This is a genomic window from Corallococcus sp. RDP092CA, from assembly GCF_041903675.1.
Classification (GTDB): domain Bacteria; phylum Myxococcota; class Myxococcia; order Myxococcales; family Myxococcaceae; genus Corallococcus.
The window spans coordinates 261146-283046 of sequence record NZ_JAYESI010000003.1 but is presented as its reverse complement, the minus strand read 5'-3'; the positions used below and the strand labels follow the sequence as shown (position 1 = coordinate 283046).

At 71.9% G+C, this 21901-nt stretch carries 17 protein-coding genes; 7 read left to right on the top strand and 10 right to left on the bottom strand.

What is annotated here, in order from left to right; all coding sequences use genetic code 11:
* Positions 1-2 precede the first annotated feature (2 nt).
* The 4 genes from U8525_RS05480 to U8525_RS05465 are packed head-to-tail and all read left to right on the top strand — an operon-like array spanning position 3 to position 3455.
* A complete protein-coding gene (locus U8525_RS05480) occupies positions 3-926 on the top strand; it encodes a metal ABC transporter substrate-binding protein (protein ID WP_374261973.1) in 924 nt (307 codons plus the stop codon).
* A gap of 4 nt (positions 927-930) precedes the next feature.
* Positions 931-1794, top strand: a complete 864-nt coding sequence (locus tag U8525_RS05475; RefSeq protein ID WP_374261971.1) for a hypothetical protein — start codon at positions 931-933, stop codon at positions 1792-1794.
* The gene (locus U8525_RS05470) at positions 1781-2602 is read left to right on the top strand and encodes a metal ABC transporter ATP-binding protein (RefSeq protein WP_374261969.1); all 822 of its coding nucleotides are present in this window, start codon (positions 1781-1783) and stop codon (positions 2600-2602) included. The genes U8525_RS05475 and U8525_RS05470 overlap by 14 nt, the downstream gene beginning before the upstream one ends.
* The gene (locus tag U8525_RS05465) at positions 2583-3455 is read left to right on the top strand and encodes a metal ABC transporter permease (RefSeq protein WP_374261967.1); all 873 of its coding nucleotides are present in this window, start codon (positions 2583-2585) and stop codon (positions 3453-3455) included. Before U8525_RS05470 ends, U8525_RS05465 begins: the two co-directional genes overlap by 20 nt.
* 30 nt (positions 3456-3485) lie before the next feature.
* Here the strand turns inward: U8525_RS05465 and U8525_RS05460 are convergent, their stop codons facing one another.
* The 6 genes from U8525_RS05460 to U8525_RS05435 all read right to left on the bottom strand — a co-directional run bounded on the left by U8525_RS05460 (position 3486) and on the right by U8525_RS05435 (position 8115).
* Positions 3486-4034 (bottom strand): isochorismatase family protein, encoded by a 549-nt coding sequence (locus U8525_RS05460; protein WP_374261965.1) that lies wholly within the window; start codon positions 4032-4034, stop codon positions 3486-3488.
* Positions 4035-4108: 74 nt separating this feature from the next.
* Positions 4109-5851, bottom strand: a complete 1743-nt coding sequence (locus U8525_RS05455; RefSeq protein ID WP_374261962.1) for a hypothetical protein — start codon at positions 5849-5851, stop codon at positions 4109-4111.
* A gap of 10 nt (positions 5852-5861) precedes the next feature.
* A complete protein-coding gene (locus U8525_RS05450) occupies positions 5862-6473 on the bottom strand; it encodes a hypothetical protein (RefSeq protein WP_374261959.1) in 612 nt (203 codons plus the stop codon).
* 19 nt (positions 6474-6492) lie between these two features.
* Entirely contained in the window at positions 6493-6876 is a 384-nt protein-coding gene (locus tag U8525_RS05445; protein WP_374261957.1) for a hypothetical protein, read from the bottom strand.
* A gap of 24 nt (positions 6877-6900) precedes the next feature.
* Positions 6901-7395 (bottom strand): hypothetical protein, encoded by a 495-nt coding sequence (locus tag U8525_RS05440; protein ID WP_374261954.1) that lies wholly within the window; start codon positions 7393-7395, stop codon positions 6901-6903.
* Between the two features lie 282 nt (positions 7396-7677).
* Positions 7678-8115 carry a hypothetical protein gene (locus U8525_RS05435; protein ID WP_374261951.1) on the bottom strand — a complete coding sequence of 146 codons (438 nt, stop codon included), beginning with the start codon at positions 8113-8115 and terminating at the stop codon, positions 7678-7680.
* A gap of 183 nt (positions 8116-8298) precedes the next feature.
* Between U8525_RS05435 and U8525_RS05430 the strand changes: the two genes are divergently transcribed.
* On the top strand, positions 8299-9756 hold the full coding sequence (locus U8525_RS05430) for a hypothetical protein (protein ID WP_374262300.1): 1458 nt from the start codon (positions 8299-8301) through the stop codon (positions 9754-9756).
* Positions 9757-9829: 73 nt separating this feature from the next.
* Positions 9830-10546: a Bax inhibitor-1/YccA family protein gene (locus tag U8525_RS05425; RefSeq protein WP_374261948.1), complete on the top strand. Its 717-nt coding sequence runs from the start codon at positions 9830-9832 to the stop codon at positions 10544-10546.
* 60 nt (positions 10547-10606) lie between these two features.
* Here U8525_RS05425 and U8525_RS05420 read toward each other — a convergent pair whose 3' ends face one another.
* Positions 10607-10942 carry a ferredoxin gene (locus tag U8525_RS05420; protein ID WP_374261945.1) on the bottom strand — a complete coding sequence of 112 codons (336 nt, stop codon included), beginning with the start codon at positions 10940-10942 and terminating at the stop codon, positions 10607-10609.
* Positions 10943-11513: 571 nt separating this feature from the next.
* On the opposite strand from U8525_RS05420, the gene U8525_RS05415 reads away from it, so the two are divergent.
* Entirely contained in the window at positions 11514-14318 is a 2805-nt protein-coding gene (locus U8525_RS05415) for a vitamin B12-dependent ribonucleotide reductase (RefSeq protein WP_374261943.1), read from the top strand.
* A gap of 65 nt (positions 14319-14383) precedes the next feature.
* On the opposite strand, the gene U8525_RS05410 is transcribed toward U8525_RS05415, so the two are convergent.
* The 3 genes from U8525_RS05410 to U8525_RS05400 form a co-directional block, all read right to left on the bottom strand.
* Positions 14384-18976, bottom strand: coding sequence for a hypothetical protein (locus tag U8525_RS05410; protein ID WP_374261940.1), 4593 nt, complete (start codon positions 18974-18976; stop codon positions 14384-14386).
* A 130-nt stretch (positions 18977-19106) separates the two neighbouring features.
* The gene (locus U8525_RS05405; protein WP_374261938.1) at positions 19107-20501 is read right to left on the bottom strand and encodes an undecaprenyl-phosphate glucose phosphotransferase; all 1395 of its coding nucleotides are present in this window, start codon (positions 20499-20501) and stop codon (positions 19107-19109) included.
* A 228-nt stretch (positions 20502-20729) separates the two neighbouring features.
* A complete protein-coding gene (locus U8525_RS05400; RefSeq protein ID WP_374261935.1) occupies positions 20730-21860 on the bottom strand; it encodes a glycosyltransferase in 1131 nt (376 codons plus the stop codon).
* Positions 21861-21901: the final 41 nt, after the last annotated feature.

Sequence of the window (21901 nt, the reverse complement as noted above, 5' to 3'; positions counted from 1 at the left end):
CCATGCGTCCCCTCCGTCTGTTCGCGGCCCTGTGCGCCGCCGTCGTCAGCCTCACCGCCGCTCCCGCTCGCGCGGACCTGAAGGTCGTCGCCACCCTCCCGGACCTGGCCGCGCTGGCCAAGGCCGTGGGCGGGGACAAGGCGGAGGTCACCGCGCTCGCGCTGCCCACGCAGGACCCGCACTTCGTGGACGCCAAGCCGAACCTGGCGCTCGCGCTCAACCGCGCGGACCTGCTCATCGTCGCGGGCCTGGACCTGGAGATCGGCTGGCTGCCCACGCTCCAGCTGGGCGCGCGCAACAACCGCATCCAGACGGGCAACGCGGGCTACCTGGACGCGTCCCGGTCCGTGAGCCTCCTGGAGGTGCCCACCACGCCGGTGGACCGCAGCCAGGGCGACGTGCACCCCGGCGGCAACCCGCACTACCTCTATGACCCGCGGCAGGCCCTCAAGGTGGCCATCGCCATCGAGGCGCGCATGTCGCAGCTGGATGCGAAGAACGCCGCCACCTACAAGGCCAACCTCGCGAAGTTCACGCAGGAGCTGCAGGCGGCGCAGGCGGGCTGGGAGCAGCGGCTCGCGGGCCTCAAGGACATGCCCGTCATCGCGTACCACCGCACGACGGCGTACCTGCAGGACTGGCTGGGCTTCAAGACCCTCGCGTTCCTGGAGCCCAAGCCGGGCATCCCGCCGAACCCGTCCCACGTCGCGCAGGTGCTGGCGCAGGGCAAGGCCAGCAAGGTGAAGCTGGTCCTCAAGGAGGACTACTACCCGGACAACATCGCGAAGCTCGTGGCGTCGAAGATCCCCGCCGCGCTCGTCATCCTGCCGGGCGGGGCGGACTTCCGCTCCGGCCAGACGTACGTGCAGCGCATGGACCTGATGGTGGGCCGGCTGGAGAAGGGCCTCACCGGGAAGGGGGAATGACACCATGAAGCACATTCCCTTCAAGGCCTGGCTGCTCCCCGTCGCGCTGCTGACCGGGTGCGCGTTCGACGCGGGCGAGGGCTTCGCGGTGCTGGAGCCCTCCGTCGAGGCCGCCTACACGCCGCAGTCCGGCCGCGACGCGGGCGAGGGCTACCAGGCGCTCGCGTCCGACTTCCAGCTGCGCATGGACACCGGCGCGGTGAGCCTGGGCAGCATCGACCTGCAGGCCAGCTCCGGCGGTGGCGGAGCCACGACGTTCGATCCGTCCTCGCCGCCTCCGGGCTACACGCTGTGCCACGGCGGACACTGCCACCGCGAGGACGGGGCGCTCGTGGACTACGAGGACGTCCAGGCGGAGCTGAACGGCGGTGGCGGCAGCACCACCGTCACGGTGGCCAGCCTCCCCGTGGACGCGGAGCTGGACCTGCTGTCGCCCGCCGCGCGCGGCCTCGGCTGCGAGCCCGGGTGCGAGCTGGGCAGGACGTCGCTGTCGCGCGGGCGCTGGTCCGTCACGGGCCTGCGCCTGACGGGCAGCGTGCGGGACGGCCGCGTCCCGGCGCGCTTCGCGGGGGCCCTGCCCTTCCGCTTCACCGCGACGGTGACGGGCGCGGAGGCCGAGCCGGTGGCGGTGCTCACCGGCGACCTGGACGTGCCGTCCGACCGGGAGAACGCGCCACGCGTGGCGCTGGGCCTGAAGCTGGAGCTGACGCCGGCCCTCTTCGACGCGGTGGACTGGTCCGCCGCGACGGTGGGCGCCGACGGCGTGGTGGACCTGGACGCGCCCGAGAACGCGGCGGTGCGCGCCGGGCTCCTGGAGAAGGTGGCGGCGCTGAGCCCCACCGCGGAGGTGAGCCGTGGCGCACGGTGACCCGGAGACGGAGCTCGACCGGGGGCACCGCGCCGCGCCGCCGCCGGAGCCGGGCGAGCCGCTGCTCAAGTGCGAGCAGCTGGTCATCGGCTACGGAGGCAAGGACATCCTGCCGCCCATGGACCTGGTGGTGCGCCGCCGCCAGTTCGTGGCGGTGGTGGGCCGCAACGGCTCCGGCAAGAGCACCTGGTTCAAGACGCTGCTGGGGCTGATCCCGCCGGTGTCCGGCCGCATCACCCCGGGCGCGCCGCACATCCGCAGCGCGTACGTGCCGCAGACCTCGGCCATCGACTCGCTCTTGCCGGTGCACGCGCGGGAGCTCACCGGCTGGGGGCGGCTGTCCGGCTGGAACTTCCTGCGGCCCTTCCCCAGCAAGACGGACCGGCACAAGGTGGAGGCGGCGCTCGAGACGGCGGGCGCGCGCGGCATCGCCAGGCGTCCCTTCCGCGACCTGTCCGGCGGCGAGAAGCAGCGCGCGCTGCTGGCGCGGGTCATCGCCACCGAGGCGGACGTGGTGCTGCTGGATGAGCCCACCGCGGCGATGGACGCGGTGGCGGAGAAGCAGACGATGCTGCGGCTGTGCGCGCTCGCGCACGACCGGGGCCTGGGCGTGGTGGTGGTGAGCCACGACCTGTCCGTCGCCGCCGAGCACGCCGACGTCATCCTCTTCGTGGACCGCGAGCACCGCTGCTTCGTCACGGGCGACGCGCGCACCGTCTTCTGCCACCCCGCCTTCCGCCGCCAGTACGGCGACGACTACTGCCACACCGCGCCCCAGGGACCCCACCGTGGAAACAACCCTGCTTGAGCCCTCGAAGTGGGAGCAGTTCCAGGCGGGCTGGGAGCTGTTCCGGGACCCCATCCTCTGCGCGCTCATCGCCGGGTGCGTGCTGGGCTTCCTCAGCGTCTACGTCGTGCTGCGGCGCATGGTGTTCGTCAGCGCGGCGGTGACGAACACCGCGGGCCTGGGCGTGGCGCTGGCCTTCTTCGCGGAGATCCACCTGGGCGTGCACGTGGATCCGCTGGTGGGCGCGGTGGCGCTGTCCGTCGCGTCCACGCTGCTGCTCATGATCGAGCCCGCGCGGCTGCGGCTGTCGCGGGAGAGCCTGCTGGGGTGCGCGTTCGCCTTCGCGGGCGGCGCGGCCATCCTGGTGGGTGACCGCATCGCGCAGGAGGCGCACGACATCCAGGGCATCCTCTTCGGCACCGCGGTGCTGGTGACGCCGGATCAGCTCCACGCGGTGGCGGTGGCCGGCGCGGTGCTGATGGCGCTGCACCTGTGGTGGTTCCGGGGCATCACCTTCGTGAGCTTCGACCGCGTGGGCGCCACGGTGCAGGGGCTGCCGGTGAAGCTGCTGGACACGGTGTTGATGGTGTCCATCGGCGTCATGGTGGGCGTGTGCGCGCGGGCCCTGGGCGCCCTGCCCGTCTTCGCGTTCTCCACGCTGTCGGCCATCGCCGCGCTGGTGCTGGACCTGCGGCTGCCGTGGACCTTCCTCACGGCGACCGTGCTGGGCGGCATCGCGGGCGCGGGCGGCTACCTGTTCGCGTACTTCTACGACTTCCCGGTGGGCGGCTCGCAGACCGTCCTGTCCGGGGTGCTGGTGCTGCTGATGATGCTCGTGCGCCTGCTGCGCCTGCCCTTCCAGCGCAGGGCGTGAGCGGCGGCTCCGCCGTCGTCCCGGCCGGGCTCAGCGGACGGCGGCGGAGACCTTCTTGAACTCGGGCGTGCCCGCGCGGCCCAGCATGTCGAAGAGGGCCGACTCCACGGTGAGGACGCGCGCGCCCGCGCCGCGGCACAGCTCCAGGCCCACGCGGCGATCCTCCTCCGCGCGGGACAGCACGGCGTCCGCGAGCAGGCACGGCTCCCGGCCGCTGTCCGCCAGGTCGCGCGCCGTCTGGAAGACGCAGATGTGCGTTTCCATGCCGGTGAGCAGCACCTGCTTGCGGTCCCCCAGCACGGCCAGCACGTCCGGCGTGGCGGCGGAGAACTCGATCTTCTCCAGCGGCTTGAAGTCCCCCAGGCGCAGCTTGAGGAGCGAGTGCGTGCGGCCCAGCCCCTGCGGGTACTGCTCCGTGACGATGACGGGCAGGCCCAGCGCCCGCGCGCCCTCCACGGCGGCGCCGGTGCGCGCGAGCATGCGGTCCAGGGCGTCGCGCTCCATCGCGGCGCACAGGCGCTCCTGGATGTCGATGACGAGCAGCGCGGCCTGCTCGGGCTTCAGACGGAACGAAGGCATGGGGCGGCTCCTTGGAGGACGCCGCCCAAGTGACGCGAACGCCGCGCCCGCGTCAAGCGCGGCGGCGTGGCCCCTCAGCCCCCGTGCACGGTCCAGGTCGCTCCCCCGCCCCGGGGGTCATGCGCGGTGTCCACCGGTGCATCCGGTACCCGTCGGAGCGCGACGGTCCGGCCCCGGTGCCCGCGGGCCTTGAAGCCCCGCGCGCGTTGCAGGCCCGGCAGGTGCGGGTCGGCGTCGCGCCACAGGTCCAGCACCACGGCGAAGTCGCGCTCGGCCTCGGACATGCATTCGCAGGCGACGTGGGCCTCCGCGACCAGGAGCATGCAGTGGCCACAGCCGGGCCGCTCTCCGGCCCGCTCCAGCGCCAGCTCCAGGGCCTTCTCCTCGCGGCCGGAGCGCAGGCGCACCCGGGCCAGCGTCTCCCGGGGCGGCCGGCAGAAGAGCGCGGGCCCCACGGGGCGCAGGCGTCGCTCCAGGCGCAGCGCCCGGGTGAGCGCGGCCTCCGCCCGGCCGCAGTCGCCGCGCCTCGCGTCCAGCGTGCCCCGCAGCTCCTGCGCCGCGACCTCCACCGTGCGCGCCACGTCGCGGGGGCAGAGGGCGCGGCCCTCGGAGCGCGGCGCCTCCAACAGGGTGAGGACCAGCGCGTCCAGCGCGCCGCACGCGCGCTCCACGTCTCCCAGCCGGCCCGTCTCCAGGGCACAGACGCCGCGCGTGTAGAGGCGCACGCCGTCGCGCAGCCCCGCCTCCGCGACGGTGGCGCGGTCCCCCAGCTCCATGGGGACCTCCGCCGCCGCCCGGTAGAAGCCGAAGCGCAGGTGCGCGGCGACGAGCGTGGTGGCCGCGAAGAGCACCGCCTGCGGCTGACCTCCCGAGGCCTCCACGCGCTGCCGCAGCTTGCGCGCCCAGGATTGCGCGCCCCGGTACTGCCCCACCTCCGCGCAGCCCTCGCTCAGCAGGCGCAGGGCGGCGTCCGCGCCCGGCGCGACCTCCAGGGGCAGCGACTCCCGCGCGAGGTACGCGTCGTCCGCCGCCACCGCCGCCTCCAGGGCGCGGTTCGCCTCCGCGGCCTTGCCCACGCGCAAGAGCAGGCGTCCGGCGGTGAGCAGCGCGGGGCTCCCCGCGGGCACGCGCGACGGCAGCAGCTCCGCGCTCTGCAGCGCCATCTCCGGACGAGCGCTGGGCAGCCACGCCTGCACCCAGGCCAGGTGCACCCCCGCGTGGTCCGGGTGCGTCCGCAGCAGGTCGCGGAGAATCAGCTGCGCGTAGGGCTGCCCCTGTCCGGGGCGCCCGTCGGACTCGTACCCGTCCAGCAGGAAGCCCGCGAGCAGCAGGCGCGGCTCGGGCTCCTGGGGAAAACGGTCGATGAGGCACTCCATCTCGCGCACGAAGGCGTGCCTGCCATTGGCGGGGCCCTTGTCCGCCAGGAGGCTGGCCGCGACGACCAGCCGCTGCTCCATGTCGGTGGTGCCCTCCGCGAGCGTCAGCGCCTTGCGGATGGCCTCCGCGCGGTCCGCCGTGAAGCGCTGCCCCACGCCCCGGGCGAGCGCGAGCCCCCACCACGCCATGGCGAGGGACGGATCCTGACGCGCAGCCTCCGCGAAGGCGCGCCGCGCCTCCAGCGCCCAGCCCAGGTGCAAGAGGCGCAGGCCCTGATCGAAGTACGCCTGCGCCAGCGGCACCCGCGTCGTCACGGGGAGGTGTGCGTCTCCCAGTCCAGCCATGAGCGACGGCGTGGGAAGGGCTTCGTCCGGCAGGTCCTCCCACGCGAGGTGGGAGTGGACGGACGGGGCATCGGCTCGGAACAGACGTGCCAGCATGGTGTCCTCCTCACGCTCCGGCCATCGGAGCGACATGGGTGTTGACGGCGGCGTCGGTCGCGCGCACGCGCACGGCCAGCCGCCTCCAGGCGTTGGACAGCTCCTCCGCAGCGATGGGGGCCGCCTTGCGCCGCGCCGCCAGACACTGGCGCCGCCAGGCCAGGCCCACGTCGCGGGCCACCCACGCCTCGTACTCCGCGAGCCAGTCCGCCAGCCGCGCGAGCCCCGCCCGCGCCGCCCTGCGCTCCGGCCCGGTGGCCGCGTCCCTCCGGACGCCCACGTCCTCCACGCGGAAGGCCGTGCCGCGCGCGCCCTCCACCCACCGGGGCACGAAGCCGTCGCGCGGCACGAAGACGGTGGCGCCGCACGACTCGCACAGCGCGCCGAAGCCCCACAGCGTGAGGCGCCCCCCGTCCAGGAGCCGCCCCTGATACGCGCTCTGCCCCTCCACCCCCGGCGGGCGTGCCTCGCGCACCAGGCCGTGCCGGAGCAGCACGTTGCCGTCCGGGCAGCGCACGTCCTGGCCCAGGCACCACATGGCCACGTCGAACAGACGGTCGCCGTCGCGGCGCACGTCGCAGGGGAGCAGGGAACCGGCACTGCCAGAAGAGACCTTGGACATGGGGCGCCTCTCGTTCGCGCTAGGAAGCGGCCTTCTTCGCGGTGGGGCCCACGCGCGCGGGCACGTCGCCAAAGAGCGCCTTCGCGTCCACGGCGGCGGCGCCCGCCTGGGTGAGCAGCGCGTTGACGGCGCGCACCAGCTTGGCGCGCACGCGAGGAGACAGCGGCTTGTCCTCGCGCGCGGCGGCGAGCTGCTGCTCGCTCAGGCCCCGGCCGCTGCGCGGCTTGCCCAGGCCCAGCTCCGCGTAGGGCTTCTGTTGCGGGTCCTTGTCACGGCGGTGCGTGGCGCGCTTGCGCACGAGGACGCGGTCCTCCTCCGAGTGCGCTTCGAGCTGCCGCGAGCGGCGCAGCAACACCGCGGGGGAGATCTTCTGACTGTCGAGGAACTGCTGGAAGGTACCCATGGGGAACTCCTGTGAGGGGCGGGGTCACTCGTGGTCGTGGTCGTGCTCGCCCGCCTCTTCGATGACGAGCGACACAGAGGAGATCGTCGAGGGCCCGAAGGTGAGCGTGTGCGTGCCCACGGTGAGCGGCACGACGTAGCGGCCCTGGATGTCCGTGCAGAGCGGGGAGCTGGTGGCGCTCTCCTCGAACTCCACCGCCGCGCCGCTGCTGTTGGTGACCGTCACCGGCACCGTGGCGCTCGTGTAGAGGATGTAGTCGGTGGCCTCGGAGACGGCGAAGGACACCGCGCCGCCCTTGCCGCCAGCGACGTCCGCCAGCGCGATGTCGTAGCGCTTGTGGTCGTTGCTCACGGCCGGGCCCGCGCCGCTGACCGCGGCGGTGACGGCGACGCCGGGGCCCTTCTGCAGGTGCTCGCAGCCCTCCTCGTCGATGTTGCCTTCCTCTTCGTCGTCGCCACCGCAGCCAGCGGCGAGGAGGGCGGTGGACAGCAGCAGGGCGGACAGAAGCTTCTTCTTCATGATGGGGACTCCAGTGACACGGGGATGGACTGCGGGGACTCCAGCCGCACGGGCCACACGCGCACCGCTGCCGTGAGAGGAGCGGCCGCGCGGGACCGGACGGGGCTGGAAGGTGGGGCCGCGAGACGAAGCGCGCGCCCGTGCGCGTGGCCGGAGGTCCACGTGCGTGCGGCGGCTCCGTTCAGCGAACGGGAGCGCGCACGACCCGGACTCCGGCGGCCACGGCGCACCCCGCCCCACGCGGACACGTGGGGCCGGGACGGCGGGCTTCGACGGCGGAGCTCAGGCGCGCGGTGGCGACGACTTGGGCGCGAGCCTCAACAGCGCGACGGGCGCCGCGTGGAAGCGGAACACCGCCAGCGCGGGGCTAGAGCGCGTGGAGACCGCGGCCATGACGGACGCGGACCCGACCGGAGGCGGGGCCTCGCGGCGGAAGAAGGCGTGGTGGCAGTGGGCTTCACCACCGTGGGGCGCGGCCTTCGACACCGGCGCCTTCGCCACGCGCGCGTCGTCGAAGGAGAGCTCCTCCTCCAACGGGCCGTCGTGGGTGGGCTCGCTCACGTGCATCACGTCCCCGTGCACGAGGCACGTGGTGTGCTGCACGAGCGCGAAGTGGAGCACGCTGCCCACATACACCAGCACGCACACGAGCACCCACGGCAGCGCCAGCAGGCGCGGCAGGGAGCGACTCGGGCTGGGGGGGCGTCGAAGGCGGCTCACATCCACTCGATCTCGAAAAGCAACTGAGTTGTTTCTAAGCGACCTCCCCTGCCCCGCGCAAGCCGGGACACGCCCGCCCCGGCCTGGCAGGCGAGGCGCCGGACGAGGGCCACCGCGGCGCGCGCTTCGGGTGGTGGACCCATGAGCCCCGGGGGTCGTAGGTTCCCGCGCGTGCACGAGCTCATGGATGTCCTGCGCAGGCAGGCACACTATTTCGGACCGGAGCTGGCGAAGACCGCCTACCAGCGCGGCCTCGCGGTGACGAAGCCGGATGGCAGCACCCAGCCCATCCCCATCACCGCCACGCCGGTCATCCTGGACGCGGAGGAGATCAAGCGCCGCGCGCTGCTGTCCGCGAAGCTGGCCTCCGCCACGATGAAGATGGCGCGCGCCATCCTGGGAGGCCCGGACGCGGAGCTGCTGCTGGGCGCGCTGTCGCCGCTGGAGCGCCGCCTGGCCGAGACCACCTGGGAGGCGAGCCGCAAGCTGGCCACCGCGCGCGTGGACTACTTCGTGTCCGGCGGCCAGCCCTGGGCGCTGGAGGTGAACGCCACCATCCCGGCCATGCAGGGCTACTCGGACATCGCGGCGCGCACCTTCATCGAGGTCTTCGCGCGGCACGTGCGCTACCCGGAGAAGGCGATCCCCGCGCTGCTCACGCTCAACGGCAACAACGCGCTGGCGCTCTACCGCGGGCTGCTGGACGGCTACGCGGCCGAGCGCGACGGGAAGCTGCCGGACACGGTGGCGCTGCTGTGCCGCAAGAACGACGCGCAGATCTCGGAGCTGCGCTGGCTGTGCGAGCGCTTCCGCGAGTTCGGCGCGGACGCGGACATCGTGCACCCGGAGGACGTGTCCGGCGACGACGCCTTCACGGTGAACGGCAAGCGGTACGACCTGGTCTACCGCCACCTCTTCGTGCGCCGGCTGGAGCAGCACCCCGCCCCGTGGGTGGAGGACTTCCTCGGCGTCGTCCCGGGCAGGAAGGCCGTGTTCTTGAACCCGCCCGCCTCGCAGGTGGAGGTGAAGACGACCTTCGCGCTCCTGTCCCAGGCGCTGACGGACGCGGCGCTCGCGGAGCGCGCGGGCCTCGCGCTAGAGGAGCTGGAGGCGGTGCGCGCGTCGGTGCCCTGGACGCGCCCCTTCCGCCACGGGCCCGGCGTGGGTCCCGACGGCGCGGAGGTGGACGACATCGTGGCGCGCGTGGCGGCGGAGCCCGCGCGCTTCGTGCTCAAGCGCGCCTGGGACTACGGCGGCAAGGCCGTCTTCCTGGGCCGCTCCGTGGGCACCGTGCCCTACGAGGAGCGCGTGAAGGGCGCCTACGGCGAATCCCACACGTGGGCCCAGCTGTGCGAGCGCGCCGCCTCGGACACGCAAGGCGGCGGCTTCGTGGTGCAGGAGCGGGTGGACACGCAGCCGGAGGACCACCTGCTCTGCGGGACGAACCAGGTGCTGCCCACGTCCTTCTTCGTGGATTACTCGGCGTATGCGTCTGTTGGGCTCGGGAAGCAGCCCGCGTGGGGCGGGGTGTGCCGTGGGTCCATGTCGGAGATCGTCAACATCGTGGGCGGCGGGGGGGTGCTGCCGCTCATCACGACGGAAGTCGCGTCGAAGCTTTTGGTGGCCTGGAAGGCCCTTTAAGGCGTCCTCCAGGGGTCCTCGTTAAAGAGACGCCGGGGCGAAGGTGGCTCCGGCTTGAAAGGAAACGGAACACATGGCGTGGGAATCTTCAGGCGGGTGGCAGAGCGGGCAGGCGAGCTCGGTGGATGACGTCCTCGTGCAGGAGTCGCAGCGCGCGTTCATGTCGCGCGTGCATGGCTGGATGTTCGCGGGCCTGGCGCTGACCGGCGTGATGGCGATGGTGACGCTCGCCAACGAGGCGCTGCTGCGCGTGGCGGTGCAGAACCGGATGGCCCTGTTCCTGGTGGAGCTGGGCGTGGTGTTCTTCCTGTCCATCCTGGCGCCCAGGCTGTCCGGCGCGGTGGCCTCGGTGCTGTTCCTGGCCTACGCGGCGCTCACGGGGGTGACGCTGTCGGTGCTCTTCCTCATCTACACGGCCGGCTCCATCGCCCAGGCGTTCTTCGTCACGTCGGCGACGTACGGCGCGATGGCCATCTACGGCACCGTCACCAAGAAGGACCTGAGCGGCTGGGGCACGTTCCTCTTCATGGGGCTCGTGGGCATCGTCATCGCGGGCGTGGTGAACCTCTTCGTCCAGAGCAGCGCCGTGTCCTTCGTGAGCGCGTGCGCGGGCGTGCTCGTGTTCGCGGGCCTCACCGCCTACGACACGCAGAAGCTGCGCGAGTACCACGCGGGCACCGGCTTCCAGAGCACGGCGACGGTGAGCATCGTGGGCGCGCTCACGCTCTACCTGGACTTCATCAACCTGTTCCTCTCGCTGGTGCGCCTGATGGGCAAGCGCCGCGACTAGCGCCAGGCGGCGGGGTTCAACGCGGTTCCCCAGGGCGGGGCGCGAGGCGGGACATCGCCTTCAGCGCTCCGCCTTCTTGTTGAAGGGCATCAGGAGCCGCTCCACGGGGCGGCCCTGCACCAAGTGCTCCTCCACGATGGCGGGCACGTCCTCCACCTTCACGCCGCCGTACCAGGTCCCCTCCGGGTAGACGACCACGGAGACGCCGAAGGCGCACGTGTCCACGCAGCCCGCCGCGTTGGCGCGCATGCGGCCCTTGAGCCCGCGCTTGTCGAGTTCCTCCTTGAAGGCGGCCCGCACCTCCTCCCCACCCTTGGTGGCGCAGCACCCCTTGGGGTGACCGTCCGGACGGCGGTTGGTGCAGACGAAGACATGGCGCTGGAAGGGAGGCGGCATGGTTTGCCTCCTAACGCGACCGTGCGTCGAAATCGACGCCGCCGTTCAGCAGGCGGCCGGCCAGCCCACCCCTCCCCGGCCGCCTTGCCGCAGGGGCGCGCCCGCGCTCCTCCGCTCGCCACACAGACTGGCAGCAAATATCCGCGAGTGATCGCGAGCGCTTGGACACGCCCCCTGCGTTGCCGGGCCGTCACCACAGGGTCATGACGATACGTTGCCAGCCACAGCAGCCATTGCCACCCGGGCGAGGGTTATTAGATCAGCCTTGGGCGCGGCTCCGGACGCCTCAGAATGTCCACCAAATGAAGTGTGTAAGCGGCGCCCTGACACTAGATATAGGGGAGCAGGGGATGTTGACGGACCCCACCAGCGATCATATGGATCCGCCCGCCCGGCGGGTGGGCAGTCAGGCCCGGGCCCGGATTCCAGCGGCGGACCCGCTGGCGCCTGCCCATCCCAACGTCACCGTCCCCGTACCTGGAACTGATCAACGGATCCTCTGGGATCTCGCGGCGTTGGCCATTTTGCAAACTTTGCATCAGCACTCTCAGTGAATCTGGAGGCGGGCGTCATGGAGAAGGAACTGAGCGGGAAGCCGGTGGTGGGGGGCAGGGAGTCGCGGCGCGGCGGACGCGCGAAGGGCAAGGCGGCGGTGGCCTCCACGGGGCTGACGGTGGAGCGCTTCTTCACGACGCCCGGCGTGGACCCGGCGGACGAGCTGGCGTGGGAGTACCGCAGCGCGAGCATCAAGGGCGAGGACGGCAAGGTCGTCTTCGACCAGAAGGACATCGAGGTCCCCAAGTCCTGGTCGATGCTGGCGACGAACGTCGTGGCGTCGAAGTACTTCCGGGGCACGCCCGGCACGCCCGAGCGGGAGACGAGCGTGCGCAAGCTGGTGGCGCGCGTGGTGGACACCCTCACCCGCTGGGGTGAGGCGGGGCACTACTTCGCGTCGGCGGTGGACCGCGAGGCGTTCCACGCGGAGCTGACGCACCTGCTGTTGCGCCAGAAGGCGGCGTTCAACTCGCCCGTCTGGTTCAACGTGGGCGTGGAGGAACACCCGCAGTGCTCGGCGTGCTTCATCAACAGCGTGGACGACAACATGGAGTCCATCCTGGGGCTGGCGCGCACGGAGGGCATGCTCTTCAAGTACGGCAGCGGCACGGGCTCCAACCTGTCCACCATCCGCGGCAGCAAGGAGCTGCTCGCGGGCGGAGGCACGGCGTCCGGCCCGGTGTCGTTCATGCGCGGCTTCGACGCGTTCGCGGGCGTCATCAAGAGCGGCGGCAAGACGCGGCGCGCGGCGAAGATGGTCATCCTCAACGCCGACCACCCGGACATCCTCGAGTTCATCCGCTGCAAGTCGAGCGAGGAGAAGAAGGCCTGGGCGCTCATCGAGGCGGGCTACGACCCGTCCTTCAACGGCGAGGCCTACGGGTCGGTGTTCTTCCAGAACTCCAACAACTCCGTGCGCGTCACCGACGACTTCATGAAGGCGGTGGTGAACGACGGCCCGTGGCAGACGCGCGCGGTGCGCGACGGCCAGGTGATGGAGACCTACAGGGCCCGGGAGGTGTTCCGAGAGATCGCCGAGGCGGCGCACCTGTGCGGCGACCCGGGCCTCCAGTACGACACCACGGTGAACGCGTGGCACACGTGCTCCGGCACGGCGCGCATCAACGCGTCCAACCCCTGCTCCGAGTACATGTTCCTGGATGACTCGGCCTGCAACCTGGCGTCGCTGAACCTGATGCACTTCCGCACGCTGGAGGGTGGCTTCGACGTGGCCGCCTTCAAGCACGCGGTGGACGTGGTGCTGCTGGCGCAGGAGATCATCGTCGGCTTCAGCCGCTACCCCACCGAGCGCATCGCGAAGAACAGCCACGACTACCGTCCGCTGGGCCTGGGGTACGCGAACCTGGGCGCGCTGCTGATGGCGTCTGGCCTGCCCTATGACTCGCCCGCGGGCCGCAACCTGGCGGGGGCCATCACCTCCCTCATGTGCGGCGAGGCGTACGCGATGAGCGCGCGCATCGCGGAGAAGCAGGGCGCGTTCGCGGGCTACGGCAACAACGCGGAGCCCATGCTCGGCGTCATCCGCAAGCACCGCAAGGCGGCGTACCAGCTGCCGGTGGCCGGCGTGAGCGAGGAGCTGCACGCGGCGCAGAAGGAGGCGTGGGACGACGCCCTGGCGCGCGGCATGGAGCACGGCTACCGCAACAGCCAGGTGACGGTGCTGGCGCCCACGGGGACCATCGGCTTCATGATGGACTGCGACACCACGGGCATCGAGCCGGACATCGCGCTGATCAAGTACAAGAAGCTGGTGGGCGGCGGCATGCTGAAGATCGTCAACCAGACGGTGCCGCTGGCGCTGGAGAAGCTGGGCTACCCGCAGACGCAGGCGCAGGACATCATCGCGTACCTGGACAAGCACGACACCATCGAGGGCGCGCCGCACCTGAAGCCGGAGCACCTGCCGGTGTTCGACTGCGCGTTCAAGCCGTCCAAGGGCCAGCGCAGCATCCACTGGATGGGCCACATCGAGATGATGGCCGCGACGCAGCCGTTCCTCTCCGGCGCCATCTCCAAGACGGTGAACATGCCCAACGACGCCTCGGTGGAGGACATCGAGAAGGCATACATCGAGGCGTGGCGCAGCGGCCTGAAGGCCATCGCGGTGTACCGCGACGGGTGCAAGCGCACGCAGCCGCTCAACACGTCGCAGGACAAGGCCCCGGAGGCCCGCCGCGCGGTGTCCGAGCCCGCGCCCGCCGTGACGCCCGAGCCCAAGGCGCTGCGCCGCCGGCTGCCGGACGAGCGGCAGTCCATCACGCACAAGTTCTCCATCGGCGGCCACGAGGGCTACCTGACGGTGGGCATGTACGAGGACGGCAAGCCGGGCGAGCTCTTCGTGGTGATGGCGAAGGAGGGCTCGGTGGTGAGCGGCCTGATGGACAGCTTCGCCACCAGCGTGTCGCTGGCGCTCCAGTACGGCGTGCCGCTCCAGGTGCTGGCGGACAAGTTCTGCCACACCCGCTACGAGCCGAGCGGCTTCACGGGCAACCCGGCCATCCCCATCGCGAAGTCCATCACCGACTACATCTTCCGGTGGCTGTCTCTGAAGTTCCTGCCCACGGAGCCCTGCGCGGACGACGTGGAGGTGACGCCGGTGGAGGACGCCCGTCCGGAGCCGGTGACGCAGGCGGCGGTGCCGGCCCAGGCGGGGACGCTGCAGCTGTCCGCGATGAACTCGCGCAGCACGTACCTGAACCAGGCGGACGCCCCGCCCTGCCACCAGTGCGGCGCCATCACCGTGCGCAGCGGCGCCTGCTACAAGTGCACGAACTGCGGCACGACGACGGGCTGCAGCTGAGCGCCACCGCGGTCATGCCGTGAGGAAGGGCTCCGGGGCGTCCAGGCTCCGGGGCCCTTCGTGTTTCAGGGGAAGCGGTGGAGGCGGGCGCAGATCTCCACGGCGCGGTCCGCGATGCGGCCCAGTTCCTCCAGCATGGCCACGTCGAGGGGCGCGGGGCCGTGCTCGGCGACGAAGAAGGCCACGGGCTGGCCGCGCGAATGGAGCGGGAAGACGAGCAGGTGGGACTCGGACTCGCCGCACAGCGCGGAGAAGATGGCCTCGTCCTGCGGGGACTGCGGGGCGCTGAAGACGCTGGGGCTGGGGCCGTTCAGCGCGGAGGTGAAGAGGGACGGCGCGTCCATGTCCACCTTGAGCGCGGAGACCTCCGGACGGTCGCTGCCCGGACCCCAGGCGCGACCCACGCGCGCGAGCCCGAAGCTGTCCCCCAGGAGGAAGGCCCGGCGGAAGCGACCCGCGCTGTAGGCGAGCAGCACCTTGCCCACCATGCCCTGCGAGTCCGCCGTGTCGAGCGCGGAGAGGACCTGCTCCGCGGTGACGGCGGGGCCGTCCGTGGACGTATCGGTGGACGCGCTGGCGGCGGCGAGCAGGGCCTGGGCGGGGTCCACCGGCGCGGCGGCCTGCGGCTGCCATGGGTGCTGCATGAACTCCCACGCGGAGGCCAGGGCCACGCCGTCCTCGGAGGCCGAGGGCGCGGCGGCGGGGACGTCCAGGTCCACGACGCGGTCCGCCCACGTGGTCTCCGCGCTGTGGCCCACGGAGCCCTCCCCTTCCCCGCCGCCCTGCCAGCCCACGAACTCCCACGTGGAGGCGAGCTGCATGGGCTCCTCGGTGGACGAGGAGGACAGGTCGTCGAGGGCGATGGGCGTCCGGTCGCGGACCGGGGCTGGAGGCGCGACCACGAGGCGCGGCTTCGGCGGAGCCACGGGCTCCTCGGCGGGCGCGGAGTCGGGAGCGTCCTCGGACGGTGCGGCGGGTTCGGGCGTGGACTCCAGTTCGGGCTTGGGGGCCACGTCCGCGCTGGCGATGAGCGCGACCTCGAACTCCGGGGGGATCTCGGCGCGGTGTTCCTCGATGGGCGCGGGGCTGGGGGACTCAGGCGGAGGCGCGGCGGGCGCGGCTTCAGGCTTCGGCGCGGCGGCGACCTGCCAGGACTCGGTGGCCTCGGTTTCCGGAGGCGCGGAGGGCTTCGGTGAGTCTCCCGCCAGGCTGAATTCGAGCGCGTCGGCGTCTGCGTCCGGCGTGACAGGAGCGGCGATGACCGACGCGTCCAGCGTGTCCACGGAGGCGGGGCTCTCTGGCTCCTTCGCATCAGGAGCGGACGGCTCGACGGGGGCGGGCTCCGGCTTCGCGGCTTCGACGGCGACGGGCGGCTCCGGAGCGGCTTCGGGCTCTGTTGCCGCTGGGCTCTCGTCGACTGTCAGGGCGGCAGCGGCGGGTGCAGGGACGGGCTCCTTCGCCGGGGATTCCTTCGCGTCCACCGCCGATGCATCGGGCATGGAGTCCCAGACGGAATCCGCCTCGGGAATGTCCTGAGCGGCCTGCGGCTCGGCGGACACTACGTCCTCGATGTCGAGGACGTCCTTGGCTTCGGTGGCGCGGCGCTCACCCGACCCGGTGGACGGCACAGCCTCGATGTCGTGGATGTCTTTGGATTCGGTGGAGCGGCGCGTACCCGACTCGCCAGACGTCGCGTCCTCGACGTCGAGGATGTCTTTGGATTCGGCGGTGCGGCGCTCACCCGACTCGGCCGATGGCGCGGCATCAACGTCGAGGATGTCTTTGGATTCGGGGGGCGCAAGCGGCTCGGCGGACAACACGTCCTCGTCTGCCTGGACAGCCTTGGCCTGGGTGACATTGAGAGGCTCGGCGGACATCACGTCCGGGTTCGCGTGGCCTGCCTTGGCTTCGGTAGCGTCCAGCAGCTCAGCGGACAGCACGTCCCCGTCTGCGTGGACGGCCTTGGCCTCAATGGCTTCCAGCGACACCGCGGATGTCTCGTCCAGGTCCGCGTGGACTGCCCTGGCCTCCGCGACCTCGCTTGGTTCTGCGGACAGCATGTCCGAAGCGTCAAGGACGTCCTTGGCGTCGGTGACTCCCAGCGGCTCCGCAGACAGCACGTCCGCAACGTCAAGGACGTCCTTGGCGTCGGCGGATTCCAGCGGCTCCACGGACAGCACGTCCGCAGCGTCAAGGACGTCCTTCGCTTCGGTGGCTTCCAGCGGCTCCGCAGACAACACTTCAGCGTGGACGGCCTTGGCCTCAGTGGCCTCAAGTGGGTCGGCGGACATCACGTCATCGACTTCGAGGATGTCCGCGGCTTCGGCCGTGGCGGCCGGCTCCGAAGCCGTGGCATCAGCGGTATCAAGGACGTCGTCGTCGGAGAGATCATCTCCGGTGAGGACCGCGGCGGGCTCGGGAGCCGTCTCGGCGGTGGCTGAAGCTGATGCCGCGGACGCGACGGATTCAGGGCTCGGGCTGACGTCGACGACATCGAGAAGATCGGCGTCCAGCGTGAGTTCGGAAAATGACGAGGTCGGGGGCGGTTGAGCCGTGGCGGCCGCTGGCACACTGACGTCCAGCGCCGACGGCTTCAAGGAAGAGGCATCCGCGAAGGCATCCGCCCACTCGCCCGCGAGGCCCGACACCGCTCCGACAGCGGTCGTGGGAGGCGCACCTGAAGGGGTCGCCACAACCGCTTGAGTCACCCCGGACGGGCGTCGAGCCGCGGGGAGCTGGGCCCCACTCGGAGACAACTGCATGACCGGCATTGCAGCGCCCGCCACGTCATGGGCAATCCCTGTCGGCGGAGCCCGCTCGAAGGAATCCGCCACCACGTTGGCGGGCGTTGCCACCGACAGGCTTCGAGGCGCAGGGGCCTGCGCGCCGCCTTGAGAGGGATTCACAGCCCCCACGGCCCCCTGCGCACTGCCATGAGAGGCATTCGGTGCCCCGGACAAGCCTTGAGCCACGGCAGGCAGTACGCTTCCGGGGGCTGCCGGCGGCGGGCCAGATTGCCCTGGAGCCGTCGCGGTCGCGCCCTGGGCCATCACCGCAGGGCCTCCCGACGGAGGCACGGCGACAGGAACCGCCACGCTGGGTCGCTTCGGAACAGCTACCGGCGCACCGGGACCCGTCACGCCAACGGCCACCGTCGGCACGGCTCCAGACGGAGGCCCCTGACGCGGCGGTGCCCCCGGCGCTGGCGGTGGCCCCCCCGGCCGGCCCTGCGCGATGTTCGGAGGCACGGTGCCCGGAGCCCCAGGAGGCCCCATCGGGCGCGCACCTGGAGGAGCACCGGCGCCCGGAACCCCAGGCGCCATCGGAGGCCGCTGCCCCGGAGGAACAGGCCCCGCCCTCCCCGGACTCATCATCACAGGCGCGGGCGTGCCCGGCGCGGGCCGAGGCACTGCTCCCGGCGGAGGTCCCGCGCGGACCATCCCCGGCGGCATCGGTGCTCCCGGAGGACCCACCGGACGCGGCCCGGGTGCTCCGGGCGCGGCGGGATGCATCCCCGGAGGCGGCGGCCTCGACACGGCGGGAATCCCCGCGCCAGAAGGCCGAGCCCCCGGCGGCACGGGGCTGCTCCGCCCAATCATCCCAGGAGGCTGCGCTCCCGGCCCCCCTGCGCGCGGAGGCCCCCCGGCTCCAGGAGGAATCCCCCCCGGAGCAGCGGCCGACGACGGGGCGGCCCCCGGAGGAACGAGTCCCGGCGCACGCCCCACGGGCGCGCCCCCGGCCGACGGAGCTCCCGGAGCCGCCGCGACAGGCACGGGCATCCCCGGCGCCGCCCCCATCCCGGGCACGCCCGGCCCCGACGGAGGCACCGCGCCCTGCCGGGCCACCATGCCTGGAGGCTGTGCCGCCATGGGCAACCGGGGCGGCGTGACCGGAGGACCGCCACCGGCCCGCGCCGCCTCCAACACGGGCGGAGCGCGCACCGGCTCGCCCATCACGATGTCCGGAAGCTCCTCGCCGACGATGGCGGCTTCGTCGAGGTCCGCCTCGGCGTCCTGCTCCTCGGAGTCATCGCTGAGGAACTGTCCCGGCGCGAGCCCGCCGAACATGCCCGCGACCTCGGGCTCCGCGCGCACGGGCGCGGGCGGCGGCGGCATGGCCGGCGGCGGCACGACCACCGGCGGCGCCATGGCGACAGGCGCCACCGCCGCCATGGACATCGAGCGGCGCGTGGGCAGCGGAATGGCCGGCTTCAGGGGACGCGTGGGCCGGTCGATGCCGTAGCGCAGGTTCAGATAGTGGAACAGCCGCAGTTCCGGCACCACGTACGGCACGATGCGCATGCCGGTGATGAAGCTCAGCGCGTCCGTGGCCTGGAGATCCAGCGGGTTGGCCATCGCGACCTTCAGCCGCCGGCCCTCCACCGCGAGCGGGAACGCCTGGTGCTTCTCCGCCTGATCCTCGGTGAGCAGCTTCAGCGTCGCCTCGGTGACGGCGTCGAAGTCCGCCTCCATCGCGACGGGCGTCCGGGTCAGCTCGCCCAGCACCATGGCCACCGTCTCGATGTCCAGGAACCCCAGCTCCACGAGCCGGGAGCCCAACCGGCCTCCATGCACGAGCTGCGCGCTCATGCCCTGGTCGAGCTGCGCCTGCGTCAGGAGGCCCTTGCGGACCAGCGTCACTCCCAGCTTGTCGGCCATGTCGGCCCGCAGTCTAAACAGCTTCGCGGTGCCAATGAGAGGGTGCGCGCGAATACGACCTGCGCGCCGGCCCTGAACGCCTGCCTGCCTCGGCCCCGCCCCGACGACCGGGGGTCAGGGGCCGCCCGGGTCAATACGCATTCTTCGACAGGAACCCCCCCAGCGCGGTGCGCAGGAGGATCTTCAGGTCCATCAGGAGCGACCAGTTCTCGATGTAGTAGAGGTCGTACTCGATGCGCTTCTGGATGGACGTCTGGCCGCGCAGGCCGTTGATCTGCGCCCAGCCGGTGATGCCCGCCTTCACCTTGTGGCGCAGGTGGTAGCGCGGAATCTGGCGCTTGAACTCCTCGATGAAGACGGGCCGCTCCGGGCGCGGGCCCACGAGGCTCATGTCGCCGCGGAGCACGTTGAAGAACTGCGGCAGCTCGTCCAGCGAGTACTTGCGCAGGAACGTGCCCACCGGCGTGCGGCGCGCGTCCACCGCGCTCGCCATGGTGGCGCCCTGGGCCTCGGCATCCACACGCATGGTGCGGAACTTGAGGATGGAGAAGGTCCGCCCGTCCATGCCCATCCGCTCCTGGCGGTAGAGGATGGGGCCCTTGCTGGTGAGGCGCACCACCAGGGCCGTCACCAGCATCAGCGGCGCGGTGAGGGCGATGGCCACCAGGGAGAACAGCACGTCGAACACGCGCTTGGCCACGCGGCTCCAGCCGTCCATGGGGTCGCCCTGGAGGCTGATGATGGGCAGGCCGCCGAACTCCTCCAGGCCGCCGTACAGGGTGATGTACTGGTACAGGTCCGGCACCACCTTGACGTCCACGGTGCGCAGCGCCAGCTGCTCCATCAGCGGCTTCACGCGCGCCTGGTCCTCCAGGGGCACGGCGATGATGACCTGATCCACGGGGTGGGCGTCCAGGTAGGCCTCCACCTCGCCCACGTGGCCCACGACGCGCACGCCGCCCACCCACTGGCCGACCTTCTCCTCCTTCAGCGCCAGCACGCCCGTCACCCGGAAGCCCAGCTCGCGGTGGCTCTCCACGGTCTCGATGGTGCGCAGGCCCAGCTCCTCCTCTCCAATGACCAGGATGGACTTGAGGTTGTAGCCGCGCCGGCGCACCTCGCTGAGCAGGTGGCGCATGACCATGCGCGACAGCGCGATGAGCGTGAAGGCGTAGACGACGAAGATGGCCAGCGTGAGGCGCGAGTAGCGCTCGCGGATGAAGTACGTCAGCGCCACCAGGACGAGCGTCGCGGTGATGGTGGCCTTGAAGAGCTCGAACAGCTCCCCCATGTGCGAGCGCGCGCGGTTGGTCGCGTACAGCCGCGCCCGATGGAACGTCATCGGGAAGATGACGAGCACCATCACCAGCGAGACGAACGTCTCGCCCATGGGCGGGATGCCCTCGGTGATGGGGAACACGCCGCTGAAGCGGGTGAAGTACGCGAGCACGAACGCCACCGCGAGCATCCCCGCGTCGGCGGCGACCTTGATGGACGTATAGAAGCGCTGCAGGCGACCGAACACCGCGATGACTCCTGTCGGGGGACGAGAACCGCCCGTTGGATGCAAGACACGCACCCTGCGCCCCAGGCACCCTCATCCGCCCGGGCCCCGCCCCCGGCGCGGCGTACTAGCACGGGCTTTTCCGTGAATCCAACGGGTTACCCCGGGGGGCAGCGCTCGCGAACAGCCCCCAACCCTCCCCCCGGGCGGGCAGGCCTCGGGAAACTGGGGACGGGGTGGACAGCGCTGTCACACCGCTGGGGAGGACGGGGACAGGCCCCGCAGGGCGTCCACCTCCGCCTGGAGGGCCTGCTGGAAGCGGGCGCGGCTGAAGCGCTCGGCCTGGGCGCGGGCGTCGGCTGGCCGGAAGGAGGGCTCCCAGGCGTCGAACTGGCGCACGGCGGCGGCGAGCGAGGCGGGGGTCTGCTCGGGGAAGAAGAGGCCCGTCCTGGGGGTGACGGTCTCCAGGGCGCCGCCCTTGCCGAAGGCGATGACGGGGCGGCCGGTGGCCTGGGCCTCCAGGGGGGTGATGCCGAAGTCCTCCTCGGGGGTGAAGAGGAGCGCGCGGGCGTCGCGGTAGAGGGCGGGGAGCGCGCTGTCGGGCACGTTGCCGAGGAAGCGGATGTGGGGCGGAAGCGGTCCGGATGTGAGGCGCGAGGCCTCCTGTCCCGTGCCCACGACCCAGAGGGGGGTGTCCAGGGTGCGGAAGGCCTCGAGGGCGACGTCCAGGCGCTTGTAGGGGGCGAAGGCGCCGAGCCACAGGAAGTAGCCGCCCTGCCCTCCCCCTTCGAGCGGCACCTGGGTGAAGCGGTCGAGCTCCACCGGGGGCGGGATGACAGAGGCGTCGCGACCCCAGAAGCGGCGGATCTTCCCGGCGATGTGCTGGGAGTTGGCGACGATGCGGTCCACGCCGCGGGTGGAGGCGCGGTCCCAGCGCTGGAGGTAGGGACGGAGGCCGAGCGCGGCGGCGCGGACGGGGAGGCGGGCGCGGCCGGGGCCGAAGTACTCGTCGAACAGGTCCCACATGTACCGCATGGGCGCGTGGACGTAGCTCAGGTGGGGCACGCCGGGAGGCGCGTGGATGCCCTTGGCGACGCAGTGGCTGGAGGACAGGACGAGGTCGTAGTCGCCGGTGATGCGCAGGGCTTCGATGGCGCGGGGGAACAGCGGCAGGAAGTGCCGGTAGCGCGCGTGGATGCCGGGGATGTGCTGGAGGAACGACGTGGTGATGCGTCGGTTCTCGATGCGCGGGGACTGACTGCCCGGCTGGTGGATGAGGGTGTAGAGGTCCGCGTCGGGGAACAGCTCGCAGAGGGCGTCGAGGACGCGCTCTCCGCCGCGGTGGGTGACGAGCCAGTCGTGGACGAGGGCGACCTTCACGGGTGGGCCTTCTAGCACTGGCGCGGCGGTGCGGGGGTAGG